At 68.0% G+C, this 18867-nt stretch carries 14 protein-coding genes; 9 read left to right on the forward strand and 5 right to left on the reverse strand.

Features of this window, described 5'->3' with window-relative positions; genetic code table 11:
• Nucleotides 1-7: 7 nt before the first annotated feature.
• The 4 genes from J8N05_RS10660 to J8N05_RS10675 all read right to left on the reverse strand — a co-directional run bounded on the left by J8N05_RS10660 (nucleotide 8) and on the right by J8N05_RS10675 (nucleotide 4879).
• Entirely contained in the window at nucleotides 8-829 is an 822-nt protein-coding gene (locus tag J8N05_RS10660) for a carbohydrate ABC transporter permease (RefSeq protein ID WP_210882184.1), read from the reverse strand.
• Between the two features lie 28 nt (nucleotides 830-857).
• Complete coding sequence (locus tag J8N05_RS10665) at nucleotides 858-1844, reverse strand: carbohydrate ABC transporter permease (RefSeq protein WP_210882185.1); 987 nt, start codon at nucleotides 1842-1844, stop codon at nucleotides 858-860.
• Nucleotides 1841-3136: an ABC transporter substrate-binding protein gene (locus J8N05_RS10670; RefSeq protein ID WP_210882186.1), complete on the reverse strand. Its 1296-nt coding sequence runs from the start codon at nucleotides 3134-3136 to the stop codon at nucleotides 1841-1843. The genes J8N05_RS10665 and J8N05_RS10670 overlap by 4 nt, the downstream gene beginning before the upstream one ends.
• Nucleotides 3137-3580: 444 nt before the next feature.
• The gene (locus tag J8N05_RS10675) at nucleotides 3581-4879 is read right to left on the reverse strand and encodes an MFS transporter (RefSeq protein ID WP_210882187.1); all 1299 of its coding nucleotides are present in this window, start codon (nucleotides 4877-4879) and stop codon (nucleotides 3581-3583) included.
• 83 nt (nucleotides 4880-4962) lie between these two features.
• Between J8N05_RS10675 and J8N05_RS10680 the strand changes: the two genes are divergently transcribed.
• The 9 genes from J8N05_RS10680 (at nucleotide 4963) to J8N05_RS10720 (ending at nucleotide 18550) form a co-directional block, all read left to right on the forward strand.
• Nucleotides 4963-5961 (forward strand): LysR family transcriptional regulator, encoded by a 999-nt coding sequence (locus J8N05_RS10680; protein ID WP_210882188.1) that lies wholly within the window; start codon nucleotides 4963-4965, stop codon nucleotides 5959-5961.
• Nucleotides 5962-6284: 323 nt separating this feature from the next.
• Nucleotides 6285-7388: a hypothetical protein gene (locus J8N05_RS47890; RefSeq protein WP_210882190.1), complete on the forward strand. Its 1104-nt coding sequence runs from the start codon at nucleotides 6285-6287 to the stop codon at nucleotides 7386-7388.
• Nucleotides 7388-9601, forward strand: coding sequence for a glycosyltransferase (locus J8N05_RS10690; RefSeq protein ID WP_210882191.1), 2214 nt, complete (start codon nucleotides 7388-7390; stop codon nucleotides 9599-9601). Before J8N05_RS47890 ends, J8N05_RS10690 begins: the two co-directional genes overlap by 1 nt.
• Entirely contained in the window at nucleotides 9598-11079 is a 1482-nt protein-coding gene (locus J8N05_RS10695; protein ID WP_247706222.1) for an acyltransferase family protein, read from the forward strand. The genes J8N05_RS10690 and J8N05_RS10695 overlap by 4 nt, the downstream gene beginning before the upstream one ends.
• 172 nt (nucleotides 11080-11251) lie before the next feature.
• Nucleotides 11252-11953 carry a hypothetical protein gene (locus tag J8N05_RS10700; RefSeq protein ID WP_247706223.1) on the forward strand — a complete coding sequence of 234 codons (702 nt, stop codon included), beginning with the start codon at nucleotides 11252-11254 and terminating at the stop codon, nucleotides 11951-11953.
• Nucleotides 11941-12990 (forward strand): hypothetical protein, encoded by a 1050-nt coding sequence (locus tag J8N05_RS10705; protein ID WP_210882193.1) that lies wholly within the window; start codon nucleotides 11941-11943, stop codon nucleotides 12988-12990. Before J8N05_RS10700 ends, J8N05_RS10705 begins: the two co-directional genes overlap by 13 nt.
• Nucleotides 12991-13125: 135 nt before the next feature.
• On the forward strand, nucleotides 13126-17706 hold the full coding sequence (locus J8N05_RS10710; RefSeq protein ID WP_210882194.1) for an RHS repeat-associated core domain-containing protein: 4581 nt from the start codon (nucleotides 13126-13128) through the stop codon (nucleotides 17704-17706).
• A 15-nt stretch (nucleotides 17707-17721) separates the two neighbouring features.
• Complete coding sequence (locus J8N05_RS10715; RefSeq protein ID WP_210882195.1) at nucleotides 17722-18156, forward strand: hypothetical protein; 435 nt, start codon at nucleotides 17722-17724, stop codon at nucleotides 18154-18156.
• 22 nt (nucleotides 18157-18178) lie between these two features.
• Nucleotides 18179-18550 carry an Imm50 family immunity protein gene (locus tag J8N05_RS10720; protein ID WP_210882196.1) on the forward strand — a complete coding sequence of 124 codons (372 nt, stop codon included), beginning with the start codon at nucleotides 18179-18181 and terminating at the stop codon, nucleotides 18548-18550.
• A 94-nt stretch (nucleotides 18551-18644) separates the two neighbouring features.
• Here J8N05_RS10720 and J8N05_RS10725 read toward each other — a convergent pair whose 3' ends face one another.
• Nucleotides 18645-18863 carry a DUF397 domain-containing protein gene (locus tag J8N05_RS10725; RefSeq protein WP_210882197.1) on the reverse strand — a complete coding sequence of 73 codons (219 nt, stop codon included), beginning with the start codon at nucleotides 18861-18863 and terminating at the stop codon, nucleotides 18645-18647.
• Nucleotides 18864-18867: the final 4 nt, after the last annotated feature.

Genomic DNA, 18867 nt, shown 5'->3' on the forward strand with positions numbered 1-18867 from the left:
ACACCCCTTACTTGACGGCACCCACGGCGATGCCGCGGGTGAGCGTCCGCTGGAAGACGAGGAAGAAGACGATGGCGGGCAGGACGCCCAGGAGGGCGGCGGCGTTCGTCATCGTGGCGTCCATCAGGCGCTGGCCCTGGAGGACGCCGAGCGCCACCGACACGGTCTGGTTGTCGTTCGAGATGAGCATGACCAGGGGGAGCAGGAACTCGTTCCAGGTCCAGATGAAGAAGAAGACCAGGAGCACGCCGATGGTGGGCCGGCTGACGGGCACCACGATCCGCCAGAGCACCTGCCACTTGTTCGCGCCGTCGATCCGGGCGGCCTCGATGATCTCGCGCGGGAACTGACCCAGGACCGAGGCGAGCAGATACGTGCCGAACGCGGCCTGGATCACGGTGAAGACGATGATCACGCTCAGCCTGGTGTCGTACAGGCCGGCTTCCTTGCTCAGGTAGTAGACCGGGTAGACCAGCGCCTCCTGCGGCAGCATGTTCGCCAGCACGAAGAAGGCGAGGACCCAGGTGCGGCCCTTGATCCGCCCGATGCCGATCGCGTACGCGTTGAGGACGGAGAGGACGACGGCCCCGAGGGCGACGGACCCGCTGATGATCACCGAGTTGACGAGCTTCTGTCCGAAGTCGACGCGTTCCCAGAAGTCCTTGAGCCCGTCGAGGTAGACGCCCTCGGGCAGGCTCAGCGGGCCGTTCGCCGAGTACTCGGCGGGCGACTTCACCGCGTTGAGGGTGACGATCAGGAACGGCAGGACCATGAACAGGGCCCCGATGACCAGGGCGAGCAGCACGGGGTAGCGGCGGAGGGCGGTCATGAGGCAACTACTCCTCGCTCGGTGCTGCTCATCGCACGACTCCCTGTTCGGCGTCCTCGGCACGGGTCTGGAGCTTCAGGCCGACCACGGCGAGCAGCAGGACGATCACGGTGAGGACGGTGGAGATCGCGGCGCCGTACCCGACCTGCGTCTTCTCGAAGAACGTGGTGAACGAGAAGTACGAGGGCACGTCGGTGGCCCCGCCGGGGCCGCCCTTGGTGAGCACGTACACCGCGCCGAACACCTTGAGCGCGGCGATCGTGCACCAGAGCAGCACGACGTAGATCTCCGGCCTGATCTGCGGCAGCGTGACGTGCCAGAACCGGCGCCACCAGCCGGCGCCGTCCAGTTCGGCGGCCTCGTACAGCTGCGGGTCGACGCGCTGCAGGCCCGCCATGAAGATGACCAGCGGGAAGCCGAGCTGCACCCACACCATCACGCCCATGACGCTGTACAGCGCGAGGTCGGGGTCGCCGAGCCAGTCCTGCTGGAGGCTTCCCAGCCCGACCGCCTTCAGGAGTTCGTTCAGCGAGCCGTTCTCGGGCGCGAGGATCCAGCTCCACACGATGCCCGCGACCGCGATGGGCAGCACCTGCGGCAGATAGAAGCAGGCCCGCAGCACGGCGGCCGTCCTGCTGCCGAAGTGCTTGCCGACGAAGTCGAACAGGGCGGCGGCCAGGACGAGCCCGAGGACGGTCGGTACGACCGCCATCGCGACGACCATGAACAGGCTGTGCCGGAACGACGCCCAGAACTCGGCGTCGTCCATCAGCTCCCGGTAGTTGGCGAGCCCGGTCCACTTCGGGCTGCCGACGCCCTGCCACTCGGTGAAGCTCACGCCCGTGTTCATCAGGAAGGGCACGACGACGATCACGAGGAAGGCGAGGGCGCCGGGAAGCAGGAAGAGGGCGTAGGAGTCGCGGGGCGGTCGGTCGCCTCTGGCGTTCTTCGCGTGGTGACGCGCTTCGACGACCGCGCTCCTCCGCCCGCCCCGCTCGTCGACGGTGAACGTCATGGGGCCTGTACGCCCTTGTCGTACGCCGCCTTCACCGCGTCCAGGTAGGCATCCGGCTTCGCGCTCCCGGTGATCAGCTTCTGGGTCTCGGAGACGAGGACGTCGTAGAAGCCGGGCGCCGGCCAGTCCGGGTAGAACGCCAGGCCGTCACGCTCGGAGAGGGTGTTGAAGTTGGCGATGAGGCCCTTGGACCGCGGGTCCGTGATGGCGGCGGGGTCGGCGGCCACCGGGACGCCGCCCTTGTTGCCGAGCAGGTTCTGGATCTTCTTCGACATGGTGATGTCGATGAAGTCGTACGCCAGTTGCTTGTTCTCGGCGCCCTTGGGGACCACCCACAGGTTGCCGCCCGAGCCGAGGGTCAGATTCGAGTCCGGCCACAGGAACGTGCCCCAGTCGAACTTGTTCTCCGCGGCGAACCGGCCGAACCACCAGCTGCCGGAGAACAGGATCGGGCTCTTGCCCTGCATGAACGACAGCCCGGCGTCCTCCGCCTTCGCGCTGGTGGTCTTCTTGCTGATGTAGCCCTTCTTCACCCAGTCCGCGAAGGTCTCGGCGGCGTACGTCCAGGCGGCGTCGTGGAAGTCCGGCTTCCCCTTGTAGAGCTGGTACGAGTCCACCCAGGCGCGGTCCGCCTTCGACAGCGCGAGCTGGTAGAGGTACTGGTGGGCCACGTACTCGGCGCCCGCGTTGGCCAGCGGGGTGACGCCCTTGTCGACGAACGTGTCCATGGCCGCGGTCAGTTCGGTGAACGTCTTCGGCTCGGCGATGCCGTACTTCTTGAAGAGGTCCTTGTTGTAGAACACCATCGTGTACTCGGCGTAGTTGGGTATCCCGAACCACTTGCCGGAGCCCATCACGCCCTTGGCGTCGTACTGGCTGGTGGTGCGTACGCCCGCGCTCAGCTTCTTGTCCCAGCCGTGCTTCGTCACCTCCGCGGACAGGTCGGTGAGCAGGCCCTGCTGGGAGAGGTGGCCGGCCGTCGCGTTGCCCTTGTTGTACTCCATGAGGTCGGGGGCGTCATCGGAGTTGAGGACCATCGGGGCGGTCTTCTGGATCTGCTCGAAGCCCTTCTCCTCGAACTTCACCTTGACGCCGGGGTGGGTCTTCTCGAACTCCTTGATGGCCGCGTTCCAGGCGACCGCCATCGCGCTGTCGGGGCTTTCGTAGTGCCACAGCTTCAGGGTCTTCCCGTCGGAGGACCCGCTGTCCGAGTCACCGCAGGAGGCCAGCAGCAGGGTGGTGCTCACCACCGCGGCGGCCGCCGCCATCACACGCCTTCGTGCCGTCAACATCCTGTGCCTCCGGGGGAGTCGGACGGGTATCGGAGCATTGCGCTCCGCTTGCGCGGCGCGCATCGAATCGATTCGACGTCGGCCGTCGAAGCGCTTCGACGGGGAACGTATGTGGGGGCCCGGGGGGAGTCAATGGGGTGCGCGCGAATTGGGGCGGGCGTTCGGTGGGTCGACCGGGGTTTGTCGGGTGCGGGTCGGTGGGGGTTGGCCGCGCCGTTCCCCGCGCCCCTTGAAGCGGCTGCGCCGCAGGGGGTGATTCGTCGGGTGCGGGTCGGTGGGGGCTGGTCGCGCAGTTCCCCGCGCCCCTGAAAGCGGCTGCGCCGCTCCGGGGCCCCGTCAGGGGCGCGGGGAACGGCGCGAGCAACCGAAGCCGGACGGTCAGGTGGCGGACGGCCCGTTTTTTTGGGGGCGCGGGGAACTGCGCGACCAGCCCCCGCCGGGCGGTCAGGTGGCATGCGGCCTGTTTTTGGAGGGCGCTGGCGACCGCCAACGGCGGGCCGTCGCCAGCGCGATAAGCAGCGCCACCGCCGCCGCCCCGACCGGCACCGCGTAACCCGTCGCAGCCGACCCGCGCTCCACCACGACCCCACCCACCGCCGCCCCGCAAGCGATCCCGCCCAACAACCCCGTCACCGCCCACGTCATCCCCTCGTTCAGCCGCCCCTCCGGCGTCCGGTGCTGCAGCAGCGTCATCGCCGTGACCATCGTCGGCGCCGTCGCCATCCCCGCGATCAGCAGCGCGAGCCCCAGCGTCACCAGACCGCCCCCGCTCCCGAGCGTCGCCGCCAACAGCGGCAGGCACATCAGCGGAGCCATCGCGCCCACACTGAGCAGGAACCGCCGTTCCACCGCCCCGCCCGGCCGCAGCACCCCGTACAGCAGCCCCGCCGCACACGACCCGGCCGCCTGCAGGGCGAGTACCACCCCGGCCGCCGCCCGGTGCCCCTGTGCGTCCGCGAACGCGATCGTCACCACCTCCATCGACCCGAACACCGCGCCCGTGGCGAGGAATCCGATCAGCAGCGGCGGGATGCCCGGCGCTCGGAGCGGGGACGAGGAACCGGTGCCCGTACGGCCCCGCGCGGGCGGTTCCGTCGAGCGCTGGGCGCTGAACACCAGCACGCCGGTCAGCAGCAGGACGACCGCGACGAGCGTGCCCGCCTCCGGGAACAGCGCCCCGCACAGCAGCGCGGCCAGCACCGGCCCGAACATGAAGCACAACTCGTCCACGGCCTGCTCGAAGGAGTTCGCGGTGTGCAGCCGGACCGGGTCCCCTTCGAGGAGGTGAGCCCAGCGCGCCCGCGACATGCCTCCCGTGTTGGGCGTGGTCGCCGTGGCCGCGTACGCCGCGAACAGCGTCCAGTCGGGCGCCCCGAGGCGGACGCACAGCAGCAGCGCGAGCGAGCCGAGCGCGGCGACCGCGGTCGCGGGAACGGCGATCCGGGCCTGCCCGTGCCGGTCGACGAGCCGCGCCGTCCAGGGTCCGACGACCGCCGTCGCCGCCAGACCGGTCGCGGTGACGGCACCCGCGAGCGCGTACGAACCCCGCGTCCCCGCGATCATGATCACGGCACTCACGCTGAACATCCCCATGGGGAGCCGGGCGATCAGATTCCCGATCGTGAACGCCCGCGTACCAGGAATGGCGAAAAGTCGACGATAGGGATTCCGCGAGGGAGAGGGGGAGGGGGAGGGAGGAGGGGTGGGGGACGGAGAGCGCTGCGAGGGCGGGCTGGGCGGCATGGATCAACGTTCGCCCGCCCCTCCGCACGCGGTCCAACACCTCTTCCGTACCGATTCACGCACCCACGTTGTAAGTTCACCCGATGCCCGCCCATCCCTCCCACCTGGACCCCCGCCTGCTGCGCGCCTTCCTCGCTGTCGCCGAGGACCTGCACTTCACGCGCGCGGCCGCCCGCCTGTACGTCGCCCAGCAGGCCCTCAGCCGTGACATCCGGCGCCTGGAACGGGAGCTGGGCGCCGACCTCTTCGTACGCACCACCCGGCAGGTGACGCTCACCCCCGACGGCGAGCGGCTGCTGCCCCACGCGCGGCGGGCCCTGGAGGCGCAGGACGACCTGCTCGCGGCTTTCGGGCGGACGGGCCCGTACGGCGGGGCGGGTGCCGAGCGCCCCCTGCTCGTGGACGTGAACAGTCCGGGGCTCGTCTCCGGGCGGATCCTGGACCTCGCTCGCGAACTGGCCCCCGACTGCGAGCTCATGGCCCGCTTCGAGAGCGGCCTCACCGGCGCGGCGACCGAGCTGCTGGCCGGCCGGCTCGACGCGTCCTTCGGCCGTTTCGCGGGCCTCGATCCGGCCGTGCGCGCCCGCCTGGAGCAGCAGCCCGTGCGGTACGAGCGGATGGCCGTCGTCCTGCCCGAGGGTCATCGGCTGGCCGCGCTGGACGCCGTACCGCTCGACGCCCTGGCGGGGGAGCGGGTGTACGCGGGTGCCGGGAACCCCCGGACGCTTGAATGGACCGACCTGGCCCGTCAGCTTTTCGAGGGACGCGGGATCGAGGTGGCCCCGCCCGCGCCGCTCGCCGTCGGTACCGAGGAGTTCCGAAGGATCATGGCCAAGACGCGAACACCTGTTCTGGCGGTGGTGGACTTTCCGGCCATGCCCGGTTCAGCGCTTCGCCCCCTGATCGACCCTGTCCCGTTGTCGCCGGTGTCTTTGGTGTGGCGGAAGGGACTGGTGCATCGTGGAGTTGCGGCATTGAGGGCTGCGGCGGCACGGCTCGCCGCGGACGAGGCGTGGCTGGAGCGTCCTTCCGAGGGTTGGATTCCGGCCACAGATACACGCATCATGATGAGTCGGATCTGACACAGAACCCTCACTCATGGCTACGTGCGATACATTCGTGGCCCGGGTGCAGTGTGATAAAGGGGGCGCTGGGACCGGGTGGGGGTCCGGTTCCGGACGACGACGTGCGAGTATCCGGGTCGCACGCGCCACCCCAGAACGATTCCCGTGGGGGGATGTACGTGCGCGTGAAAAGTTGGCCAGAAGACGCTCAACCGGGTCGGAATGATTCCGATCAGCCTGGTACCGGCGGTGACAGCCGCTCGGCCGGGGACGAGGCCGACCGGGCGCTTCGAAATGGTCCTGATCAGCCCTTCCGTAACGGTTCCGGCCATGCCGGCGCCATGGACGCGACCGAGATAATGGGCGGGCCGGGGGTGTCCGGCGTGTCCGGTGCGTCCGGTGCGCCGGGCCCGTCCGACAGCTGGTTCCGTCGTGAGGCCGCCGCGGCGGTGCCGCGGCAGCGGGACGACGGCCAGGACGTCGACCGCTTCGCCAAGAACGCCAAGGGCGCCGACAGCGCCCAGAACCAGGACACCGTCCTGTTCCCCGGCACCCAGGACACCGCCCGCTTCCCCGGGAGCGGGCACACCGACCGCTTCCCCGGAAGCGCGGTGGCCGACCCGGCAGCCGCGCCCGCGGCCGACTCCGCAGCCGGTACCGCAGCCGGTACCGCAGCCGGTCCCGCCGTCGGCCACGACACCTGGCAGGAGTCCGAGCACCCCGAGCACACCCATGACCCGCACGAGGTCACGGTCCAGCTCGACGGTGTGGGACGGCAGCTGGAGGACTGGCTCGTCCAGCAGGCCAAGGGTGCCCCCAGCACCCAGGACGGCTCGGACGGTCCGGTCTTCGTCGACGAGACGGGCCGCCGCAGCCGCAGATACCGCCGGATAGGCATGGCGGTGGGCCTGGCCTGCGCGGTCTACGCGGTGGCCATCCTCATCACCCTCATATCCGGTAACTCGGACGCCCCCTGGCTGCCCATCAAGGAGCAGCAGGAGGACGCACCGGCCGGCCAGGTCGAGACCTCGCCGCAGCCCACCGACTCCGCCGGCCCGTCCGGCTCCGCGAGCGCCTCGCCCGAGGCGAGCGTCTCCGGCACCGAAGGCACGACGCCGTCACCCGGCGCCAGCCTCTCGGCCGATGCCTCGGCCAGCGCGAAGGCGCCCGACACCTCGGCCGACCCCAAGCCCTCCGCCAGCACCACCAAGCCGGGCACGGGCAGCAACAACTCCGCCGACCCCGGGGCGGACCCCACCGACGAAGTCCCCGCGTCACCGGACCCCGATCCGGAACCGACCGACACCGGCGTCACGGACGGCCCCACCACCGAGGCCCCCGCCGGAAGCGGCACCAACGACGTTGCCGACGCCCCGCTCACGGCGGTGCCGACTCCCATCGAGCCGAGCCCCCCGACCCCGTCCTCCCCGGAGAACATCCTCTGATGGCACGCCGCACCAGCAAGCGCGGCGCGGGCCGGGGCGCCGTCCGGCGCCGACGCCTGCCCATGCGCTACCTGTTGCCCTCGCTCATCCTCGTCGCCCTCATGGCGATGCTGATGCTGCGCGGGTACGTACACAGCGAGATACTCGCGGACCACCGCATCCAGCCCGAGGCCGCCACCGACCGCGTACCCGAGAAGATTCTCGACGGCGGTCCCGTCATCGACACCCGGGGCGGCCGCACCAGCAGCCTCAGCGTGCCGAAGCACCATCTCGTCCTCACCTTCGACGACGGCCCGGACCCCGAGTGGACCCCCAAGGTCCTCGACGTCCTCAAGAAGCACGACGCGCACGCGGTGTTCTTCGTCACCGGCACCATGGCCTCGCGCTACCCGGCGCTCGTCCAGCGCATGGTCGACGAGGGTCACGAGATCGGGCTGCACACCTTCAACCACCCCGACCTCTCCTACCAGTCGAAGAGCCGTATCGACTGGGAGCTGTCCCAGAACCAGCTGGCGCTCGCGGGCGCGGCCGGCATCCGTACGTCGCTGTTCCGGCCGCCGTACTCCTCGTTCGCCGACGCCATGGACGACAAGTCGTGGCCGGTGACCGAGTACATCGGCAGCCGCGGCTACCTCACCGTCGTCAACAACACCGACAGCGAGGACTGGAAGAAGCCCGGCGTCGAGACGATCATCCGCAACGCCACCCCCAAGGGCGGCAAGGGCGCCATCGTCCTCATGCACGACTCCGGCGGCGACCGCCACCAGACCGTCGAGGCCCTCGACCGCTTCCTGCCCGACCTGCAGAAGAAGGGGTACGAGTTCGACAACCTGACCGGAGCGCTCGGCGCGCCCAGCGCCCACACCCAGGTCACCGGACTCGACCTGTGGAAGGGCAAGGCCTGGACCTGGGCGGTGCAGTTCTCCGAGAAGAGCACCGACGTCCTCGTCGTCTGTCTCGCCGTCATCGGCACGCTGGTCATCACCCGCTTCGGCCTGATGCTCGTCCTGTCGATCGCCCACGCCCGCCGCGTACGCCGGAAGAACTTCCGCTGGGGACCGGCGGTCACCGAACCGGTCTCCGTGCTGGTGCCGGCGTACAACGAGGCCAAGTGCATCGAGGCCACCGTGCGTTCGCTGGTGGCGAGCGAACAGCCCATCGAGGTCGTCGTCATCGACGACGGTTCGAGCGACGGCACCGCCCGCATCGTGGAGAACCTGCGGCTGCCGGGCGTACGCGTCGTACGCCAGCTCAACGCGGGCAAACCCGCCGCCCTCAACCGGGGCATAGCCAACGCCAAGCACGACCTCATCGTGATGATGGACGGCGACACCGTCTTCGAGCCGGCCACCGTGCGCGAACTGGTGCAGCCCTTCGGCGACCCGAGCGTGGGCGCCGTCGCGGGCAACGCCAAGGTCGGCAACCGCGACACGCTGATCGGCGCCTGGCAGCACATCGAGTACGTGATGGGCTTCAACCTCGACCGCCGTATGTACGACATGCTGCGCTGCATGCCGACGATCCCCGGAGCCGTCGGCGCCTTCCGCCGCTCGGCCCTGGAACGCGTCGGCGGCATGAGCGAGGACACCCTCGCCGAGGACACCGACATCACGATGGCCATGCACCGCGACGGCTGGCGCGTCGTCTACGCGGAGAATGCCCGCGCGTGGACCGAGGCCCCCGAGTCCGTCCAGCAGCTGTGGTCCCAGCGCTACCGCTGGTCGTACGGCACCATGCAGGCGATCTGGAAGCACCGCAAGGCGCTCGTCGAACGGGGCCCCTCGGGCCGCTTCGGCCGCGTCGGCCTGCCCCTGATCTCCTTCTTCATGGTCCTGGCCCCGCTCCTGGCCCCCCTGATCGACGTGTTCCTGCTGTACGGGATCGTGTTCGGCCCCACCGAGAAGACGATCGGCGCCTGGCTGGGCGTCCTCGCCATCCAGGCGATCTGCGCCGCGTACGCCTTCCGGCTCGACAAGGAACGCATGACCCATCTGATCTCGCTGCCCCTGCAGCAGATCCTCTACCGCCAGCTCATGTACGTCGTCCTGCTCCAGTCCTGGATCACCGCCCTCACCGGCGGCCGCCTGCGCTGGCAGAAACTGCGCCGCACCGGCGTGGTCGGCTCGGCCCCCGGCACGGCGGGCACCCCGGCCCCCATGCCCCGCCAGCGCGCGGAGAGCGGCAGCGGGAACGATCGGAGGCCTGTCGGATGACACACGACCAGACCACGCCTCCGGGCGGCCACCCGGAGGAGCCGCGGTACGACGCGGGTTGGGTGATGTCCCCGTTCGACACGACGGACACATCCCCTGCGGCTGACGCATCCGACGGATCGGGCGGGTTCGGCACGCGGGTTCCGGCGGAGAATCCGGGGTCCCCGTTCGAGGTCCCCTCCGCGTCCGCCGCGTCCCGGACACCGTCCGTCCCCGCTCCCACCACTCCCGCCACTCCATCGGCTTCCTCGGCTTCTTCCGCGCCGAAGAAGGCGAGCGGCCGTGACCGCTACCTGGACCTGCTGCGCACACTGGCGCTTATCCGTGTGGTCATGTACCACCTGTTCGGCTGGGCCTGGCTGACGGTCCTCTTCCCGTCCATGGGCGTGATGTTCGCGCTCGCCGGTTCCCTGATGGCGCGCTCGCTGAAGCGCCCGGCCCTGGGCGTGATCCGCGGCCGTATCCGCAGGCTCCTGCCGCCGCTGTGGATCTTCAGCGCCGTCATGCTCGCCATGATGTTCGCCGCGGGCTGGAACATCTCCGAGGACCCCGACAACGGCGGCACCTGGGGGATGATCGAGCTCTTCAACTACATCGTCCCGATCGGCGCCCCGCCGTTCCCCTGGAGCATCGGCGACAAGTCGGGCCTCCTGGAGCAGACCTGGGCGGTCCAGTCGGCGGGCGTGCTCTGGTACCTGCGGGCGTACCTCTGGTTCGTCCTCGCGTCGCCGCTGCTCCTGTGGGCTTTCCGCAGGGCCCCGTGGCCCACGCTGCTGGCCCCGCTCGGGCTGACGGCCGTGGTCGGTACGGGCATCGTCAACATCCCCGGTGAAACGGGCAACGCCGTCTCGGACTTCGCGGTCTACGGCGGCTGCTGGGTCCTCGGGTTCGCGCACTACGAGGGCATGCTGCAGAAGATCCCGCGCTATGTGGCGGTGTCCTGCTCGACCCTGCTGATGGCCTTCGGCCTGTGGTGGGCGTCCGGCCATCTGGGCCCCGACGGCTGGGACCTGAACGACATCCCGCTCGCGCAGGCCACCTGGTCCTTCGGGTTCGTGGTCATCCTGCTCCAGTACTCCCCGTCCTGGCAGGAGCTCCCCGGCCGCCTCAAGCGCTGGGACAAGCTGGTCACGCTCTCCAACAGCCGTGCCATGACGATCTATCTGTGGCACAACCTCCTGATCATGGCGACGGTCCCGATCATCGACCAGCTCTACGACCTTCCCTTCATGAACGACGGGATGGTGAGCCTGCTGGACACCACGTACGCGCTGTGGATGTTCGTCCTGGTCTGGCCGCTTATAGGGCTCGCGATCGTGTGCGTCGGCTGGATCGAGGACCTGGCGGCGAAACGGAGTCCGCGGCTGTGGCCGACGGGCTCGAAGAAGCCGCCTTCGTCCGGCACACGCTCGGGCCCCGGCTCGGGCGCGCCGTCCCACTCCCACTCCCGGCCTCGCTCGCGGGCGCGGGCGCGCTAGGGCGGCGTACTGACGGCAGATGAGTGTTTGCGCGGGCCAAGCAGGGAGCTTGGCCCGCGCTCTGTGTCCGCTCTCTTGCTGTGCATGTGTACCGGTATGCGGGCTTGGACCCTCATTTCGTTACCAGCTCCGCATAATTCGCTCTGGTGTCGTGCCCTGCACCCTCGGTAGCGTGGCTGCGCTCATGACCCCCTCGCCCCACCGGGAGCCGTCCGTGAACCGCCGTCCCACTCTGCTCGCAGCGATCACGCTGACCGCCGCTGCGGCCTTGACGCTGTCCGCCTGCGGTGGCGACAGCGACTCCAAGGACAAGTCCAACGACAAGATCGCTGGCGCCGACACCGGCGACAAGAAGTCGGCCTCGCCGACCGCGTCCGCTTCGACTGCCGCGGACCGCCCGAAGATCGAGCTGCCGTCGGACGTCAAGCTCACCTTCACACCCGAACAGGCGAGTGATGACGTCAAGTCCGCGGTCCTGAAGGACAACGCGGAGTTCACTCGTGCGCTCAACGCCGCCATCGTCGCCCAGGACCCCCGGCTGCCCGCCCTTGAGTACTACACGGAGGGCGAAGGTGCGGCTGCGTCCGAGCAGTGGGTGAAGGCGTTCAAGGACGCGGGCTGGACGGTCACTGGAACCGTGCGCTTCTTCGACCGGCAGGTCACGGTCAACTCCAAGAACAGTGCCTCGATCAGCTACTGCGGTGACGAGAGCAAGGGCTTCAGCAAGGTGATCAAGACCAACGAGGTCAAGGGAAGCAAAGTAACCAAGGACAGCTACATCGCCTACGGGGCGCAGGTCCAGAAGAACAAGGAAGGGGTCTGGGAACTCGTGAAGATTTCGTCCACCCGTGGGGCCGACAGGTGCCAGCCGTGATCCGAACTCAGCGCCTCGTCGCAATCACGATTGTGGCCGGATCGGTGTTCTGGACCCTTTCTCCCTCCGCTGTTGCCACGCAGACTCCTCCTGGCCAAGGAGGAATCGGCAACGGCCCCGGCGAAGGCCCGTCCGGCGGCGTCGACGGCGACACCATCAACTCCTCCGTCGGCGCCATCGTCTACGACCGCTCCAAGAACGGCAGCGGCGGTTCCGTCGGGCCCGTGAGGTCCACGACCGCCTGGACCCCGCCCGCCTGCTGGTACGCCCCTAAGTACACCCCCGCGCAGCTCAAGGCATACATGGAGCCGATCTGGGAGGCGGGGTCGACGGGGGATCAGTGGGACGCCGAGCAGCGCGAGAAGTACGTCAACGGCGGTGAGTACAAGGACTTCAACAAGGAGAAGACCGGCAAGGGCTACTTCTGGGACTCGTACGTCAACGACAGCTATCCGCCGGGCTGGGACAAGTGCACGGAGGCCCCGTTCTGGGTGGACACGGGCGACGCGCCGCCGCCCGGGATCCAGAACGCCATCACCCCCGAGATGTTGGCCCAGCTCGCGTACGGCGAGATCAGGGTGCCCGGCACCGCGGTGAAGCTGGCTCCCGAGGGCACGACCAAGGTGAACCTGCCGACCTGGGCCTGGCTGGACGGCGCCGACTTCAAGCCGGTCTCGGTCACGGCGTCCATACCCGCGATCGGCCTCCAGGCGACCACCACCGCCGAACCGATCTCCCTCAAGATCGAGCCGGGCACCGGCGACGCCCAGACCTACCCGGCTTCCGGCGAGTGTGCGATCGGTAACGACGGCCGCATCGGAGAGCCCTATGCCAAGGGCAAGGCCGGCGAGACCCCGCCGTGCGGTGTGCGCTACCTGCGTTCGTCGGGCGACGGCTCGTACAAGCTCCAGGCGACGGTCACGTGGAAGATCTCGTGGACGGGCACGGGCGTCAACGACCCGCAGGACCTGCCTCAGGGCGAGTTCGGCGCGGACCAGGACGTGATCGTGCAGGAGATCCAGTCGATCAACCGTTGACCGGGACGCGGCGAGTATGCGTCATGCCGGGGCTCCACCTCACCACGTGAGGTGGAGCCCCGGCTGTCTGCACCGTGCGATAGCTTCGCTTGTGCGTACGGTTTCTGGTGGGCGGTCTGTGACGGGGGTTGCGGCGTGGCGGGGTATCGGCCGACGGACTGGCATGTGCTGGATCTGGAGAAGGATCCGACGCCGGGGGATCCGGTCCGGGTGAAGTCGTTGGCCAAGAGCCTGCATGACTTCGCGGATGACGTGCAGGATGCGTTGCGGCTGGTGAATGGGATGGCGGGCGAGGATGCCGTCCTGACGATGGTCGGGAAGACCGCGGAGGTGTTCCGGGACGAGTTTTCCGGGGTGCCGAAGAATCTCAAGAAGCTGAAGAAGTCGTACGACCTGGCGGGGGATGCGCTGGCGGCGTACTGGCCCGAGCTTGAGCGCGCCCAGACCCTCGCCGACAAAGCCCTCGCCAAGGGGCGGGAGGCGCAGGCGGATCTGTCGTCCGCCAAGTCCAAGCTGTCGTCGGCTGATTCGTGGGTGACGCGGGCGAACAAGGAAGCGGACAAGTACAAGGACGATCCCGGGTCGGCGGGCAAGGATGTCGAGAAGCCTGATGAGGCGAAGGTGCGGGCCGCGACTCGTGACGCCCAGAGTGCGAAGGACGCGCACACCGCTGCCCAATCCGACGTGACCTCCGCGCAGAGTGCGCTGGACGCGGCGAAGAAGATGGCCGCCGATGCGCGTCAGATGCGTGAGGACGCGGCGGGGGAGGCGAAGCGCAAGCTGGACGACGCTTCCGACGCCGGCATTCCGAACCGTAAGTGGTACGAGGAGGTCGGTGACTGGTTCGTCGACAACTGGGACACCATCGTCGCGGTCTGCAAGGTCGTCGTGGCTGTCCTCGGGATCATCGCCCTCATCATCGGGGGGCCGATCCTCGGTGCGATCGTGCTGATCGCCGCGCTCGTCGTTCTCGCGGACACCCTCAACAAATATATGAAGGGGCAGGCGTCTCTTTGGGATGTGGCGTTCGCCGCCCTTGACTGCATTCCGGGGATGAAGGGGCTGACCACCCTCGGCGGGCTTGCCAAGGGGCTCAAGGGGCTCCGGACCATGAACGGGCTCAAGGCCGGGTTGAAGGGCATGGCTGCCGGGGTCCGTGGTTTGGGCAAGTCGGCTCGGGGAGCCCTCGCGGACGGAGCCAAAGGCGCGTACAACCGTCTCAAGAGCAAGATCAAGGGCTGCGGCGACCCAGTTGACGCGGCCACGGGAGAGATGTTCCTGACGGACACGGACATCGTCCTGCCCGGTGTCCTCCCGAGCGCGTTCACCCGCCGCGTAGCCTCCGGCTACCGCACCGGCTGGTGGTTCGGCCCCACCTGGTCCTCGACCATCGATCAGCGGCTCGAAGTCGACGAGAACGGCATCGTCTTCGTCACAGAGGACGGAATGCTGCTGTCCTACCCGCACCCGGAGACGTCGCACGCCCCTGTGCTGCCCGAGGCAGGTCCCCGTTGGCCGCTGGTACGACTGGACGCCGGGGGCTACCGCATCGACGACCCGATCTCGGGGCGCACCCACCACTTCGCTGCGGTCCGGGAGCGGCTGTGCCTGCTGGAGCGGGTGTCCGACCGCAACGGCAACACGATCGAATTCGCCTACACCGCCGACGGCGCACCCAGCTCGATCCGGCATTCCGGCGGTTACCGCATCACCTTCACGGTGGAGGAGGGCCGAGTCACCGCCCTCGGTCTCGCCGGAGCGGCGGAGGACGGATCGGACCTCACGATCAAGCGGTACGGCTATACGGGCGGCGACCTCACCTCGGTCACCAACTCGTCCGGACTGCCGATGCGGTTCACGTACGACGAGCGTCTGCGCATCACGTCATGGACCGACACGAACGACAGCACCTATGAATACACGTACGACGACCGGGATCGCTGTGTGACGCAGGGGGGCGAGGCCGGACACGTCACCAACTCCTTCTCCTACGACGGTACGGACAGTGCATGGCCGGGATGCCGCATCACCACGGTCACCTCCCCGGAAGGGGCGGTGACCCGCTTCGTCGTCAACGACAACTGCCAGGTCGTCGCGGAGGTCAACCCGCTGGGCGGCACGACTCGTACCGGCTATGACGACCACCACCACCTCGTCTCCATGTCGGACGAGCTCGGCAGCACCACGCGTCTCGTGAACAACGCCCTCGGTCAGGCCACGGAGGTGATCTATCCCGATGGCGCTGTCATCCGCTACGGCTTCAACGATCTGAACCTGCCCGCGTACATGGCACTGCCCGACGGCACCGGGTGGACACAGAGCTACGACGAAGCCGGCAACTGCACCGCTGTCACCGATCCGGCCGGAGTCACCACCCGCTACGCGTACACGGGGCGAGGCCACCTCTCCGCGATCACCGACGCGCTCGGTCACTCCACGACCGTGCGATGCGATCCCGCAGGCCTGCCCCTGGAGAACATCAACCCCCTCGGCGCGGCCACCACGTGGGAACGTGATGCCTTCGGACGACCTGTCGCCCGTGTCGATCCTCTGGGCCGGGCCACTCTTTTCTCCTGGACCGTCGAGGGACTGCCCGCACGCCGTGCGGCGCCGGACGGAACAGTCGAGTCCTGGACCTACGACGGCGAAGGCAACTGCACGAGCCACACCGACCAGATGGGCAGGGTCTCCCGCTTCGAGTACACCCACTTCGACCTGCTGACGGCTCGCACCGACCCGGACGGCGCCCGTCACGAGTTCGGTTACGACTCTTCCCTGCGTCTCACGAGCGTCGTCAATCCCGCGGGGTTGAGCTGGGGTTACACGTACGACGCGGTCGGCAACCTCATCTCCGAAACCGACTTCGACGACCGCACGCTCGCCTACACGGTCGATGCGGCAGGGCGTTACACCGCCCGCACCAACGCACTCGGACAGACGGTGCGCTACGAGCGCGACGCACTGGGGCGAGTGGTGCGCAAGGACGTCGAGGGACGGATCACCACCTACGCCTACGGGGCGGCGGACCAGCTGTCGGAGGTAAACGGACCGGATGCCGCCCTCACCCGGCAGTACGACCGGGCGGGCCGCCTGATCGCCGAGACCGTCAACGGCCGGACCATGAGCCATGCCTACGACGAACTGGGCCGCCGTATCCGCCGTACGACCCCTTCGGGCGCGGTCAGCACGTGGGAGTTCGACGCGGCGGACAATCGGATACGACTGATCGCGTCCGGTCGGCCCATCGCCTTCACGCACGACGCGTCCGGACACGAACTCAGCCGCCAGGTGGGTGAGTCCGCCAGTATGTCCGCCACTTTCGACGAACTGGGCCGCATCACGACCCAGTCGATCTCGACGGCCGTCGCCCCGGAGATTCAGCACCGGGCCTACAGCTACCGTCCAGACGGCAATCTCGTGGGTCTCGACGACAAGCTGAACGGCAGGCGAAGCTACGAGCTGGACGCGGCTGGCCGTGTCACAGCCGTCCACGCCCGCGACTGGAGCGAGCGTTACGCCTACGACGAGGCCGGCAACCAGTCCGCCGCCGCATGGCCGGCCTCACACCCGGGCCAGGAGTCCGTCGGCCCCCGCCACTACAGCGGCACTCGTATCGAGCAGGCGGGCAGGACCAGGTATGAGCACGACGCACTCGGCCGCGTCACACTTCGGCAGAGGACCCGTCTGTCGCGCAAGCCGGACACCTGGCACTACGAGTGGGACGCGGAGGATCAGCTCGCCGCGGTGGTGACACCCGACGGCACCCGCTGGCGTTACCACTACGACCCTCTGGGGCGCCGCACGGACAAACAGCGTCTCGCGCCCGACGGTGAAACAGTCGTCGAGCGGATCGAATTCACTTGGGACGACAGCGCTCTCTGCGAGCAGACGACGGTGGCTCCGGATCTGCGCGATCCCGTGACCGTGACGTGGGACTACGACGGTCTGCACCCGATTTCCCAGACCGAGCGGATGATCGCCGCCGATGCTCCTCAGCGCGAGGTGGACTCGCGTTTCTTCGCCATCGTCACCGATCTCATCGGTACGCCCACCGAACTCATCGATGAGTCGGGCGCCATCGCCTGGCGCGCCCGAGCCACGCTCTGGGGCGCCACGGCCTGGGCATCCAGTAGCACGGCATACACCCCGCTGAGATTCCCGGGCCAGTACTACGACGCCGAAACCGGCCTGCACTACAACTACTTCCGGCATTACGACCCCGAGACCGCTCGGTATCTCAGCTCCGATCTGCTGGGTCTGACACCCGCGCCCAACCCCACCACCTACGTCCACAACCCGCTCACCTGGGCCGACCCTCTTGGACTCGCGCCCAAATGCCCCAAGGGGAAGGGCAAGGGGGAGGAAGGTGAGGGGCGGCAGCGGAAGACGTCACAGGAAGAGCATCACTATTTTGATTCTTTTTCCGAGGCGAGAGCCAATGCCAAGCAGCGCGCGCAGTTGGGTGATGATCAGATTCCCTTCGTGCAGGAACTCGGTCCGCACCGTGGACGGGTCACGGGGATGCAGAGTCCGGATGGCAGCCGAGGATGGCGGATCGATTTCGATCCCAAGGATCCCGAGAAGGGGTTCCACGTAAACTGGTGGAGCAGGGAAGGGCGCAAGCGGAGCGATGATTGGAAGCTCGGTGCCAATACGGTCAGGGGCGGCACCGAGGGAGACTATCTAGCAATTCTTGAACATTTTCCGCATACCTAGTCAGAGAGATTTGATATGCACGTCGAGCAGGAGCACATTCAATCGTGGCTGGCCGGGCGCGAGCACTGGACCCTCGGGAAGGAGGTGTCCGACGGATTCAATGATTTTCTGAGCAAGTTTCCTTGGGCCACGAGCCGCGTGCTGTGGAGCGAGGTGCCGCATGCCAGCCTGTACCTGCCCGACAATGATGAGTGGGAAGATTTTCTTCTCGAATTCTCCGACCTTCCGGCCGGGCGGCACGAGTTCGTCTTCGTCATGTACTCGTGGCGTGAGCCGGGACTCGTATGCCGGACCGTCGACGCCTTGAAGGATATTGACTACCTGTACTCCTCTGCTCCAGGGCCCAGGTATTTTTGCGGCGCCGATGTGGTGGATGGTGTTCCGCGTCCCGTGTACGGAGACTTCGCAGAATATGATGGCGCTGACGAGGTGATCGCACATACTCGCTGATCCGTCGGCCTGGACAGCTCTGTTGGAGAACCCTGACGGAATTAACTCCATCTATCAGGGATCACCTCCACGACTGGAGGGAGTGCACATTCATGAAGTCGGCCTGAGCAGGGAGGGTCCTTTGCTCCGAGTGCGGTTCGACCTGCCGGATTATCCGGCACACGCTCCACGCGCATGGCAACTGCAGGGATTCAATACGGTCCAGGTCGAGTTGGGATTCGGTGGTTTGCGCGGTGTGGAGATCAGTGGTTTCTCTACGCATGTGGTGGGTGACATCGCCCTGGTGAAAGACGAGACCGTTCAAGCTTCCATTTCTTCGAACGAGACCAGCGTTCGGGCCGTCGCGGACATCGTGTACGTCACAAAAATGACTGCCTATCTGAACGGCCGCTGATGATCGAGGTCAATCGGCCAGGTTGTAGGAACTAGCGTCGACGACTCCGCCGCGGCTCCCGGGGCCGACATCTGGTTCGCCGAACCGGCAGCCCTTACTCCGCTCCCGTCCCGCGAGAATCCGCTTGAGCCCGGGATTCAAACGTTTTCAGGCTGCGTATCAGTTCGCCCAGGCGGGCGCGGGTGGTTATGAGGGTGGTGTCGGGTGCGTCGCTTTCCCGGAGGGCGACGGTTCCGGCGGGGGTGGCGGCGACACAGACGCAGTTCGATCCGTCGCCGCTGTACGTCGACTTCTGCCAGTCGGTGGCATGCACAGTT

Origin of the sequence: Streptomyces liliiviolaceus (assembly GCF_018070025.1) — a bacterium.
Taxonomy (GTDB): domain Bacteria; phylum Actinomycetota; class Actinomycetes; order Streptomycetales; family Streptomycetaceae; genus Streptomyces; species Streptomyces liliiviolaceus.

Excerpts from the sequence above, each read along its gene's own strand:
- J8N05_RS10660 (WP_210882184.1), bottom strand. The coding sequence starts at position 829 with ATGACCGCCCTCCGCCGCTACCCCGTGCTGCTCGCCCTGGTCATCGGG.
- J8N05_RS10665 (WP_210882185.1), bottom strand. The coding sequence starts at position 1,844 with ATGACGTTCACCGTCGACGAGCGGGGCGGGCGGAGGAGCGCGGTCGTC.
- J8N05_RS10670 (WP_210882186.1), bottom strand. The coding sequence starts at position 3,136 with ATGTTGACGGCACGAAGGCGTGTGATGGCGGCGGCCGCCGCGGTGGTG.
- J8N05_RS10675 (WP_210882187.1), bottom strand. The coding sequence starts at position 4,879 with ATGCCGCCCAGCCCGCCCTCGCAGCGCTCTCCGTCCCCCACCCCTCCT.
- J8N05_RS10680 (WP_210882188.1), top strand. The coding sequence starts at position 4,963 with ATGCCCGCCCATCCCTCCCACCTGGACCCCCGCCTGCTGCGCGCCTTC.
- J8N05_RS47890 (WP_210882190.1), top strand. The coding sequence starts at position 6,285 with ATGGACGCGACCGAGATAATGGGCGGGCCGGGGGTGTCCGGCGTGTCC.
- J8N05_RS10690 (WP_210882191.1), top strand. The coding sequence starts at position 7,388 with ATGGCACGCCGCACCAGCAAGCGCGGCGCGGGCCGGGGCGCCGTCCGG.
- J8N05_RS10695 (WP_247706222.1), top strand. The coding sequence starts at position 9,598 with ATGACACACGACCAGACCACGCCTCCGGGCGGCCACCCGGAGGAGCCG.
- J8N05_RS10715 (WP_210882195.1), top strand. The coding sequence starts at position 17,722 with ATGCACGTCGAGCAGGAGCACATTCAATCGTGGCTGGCCGGGCGCGAG.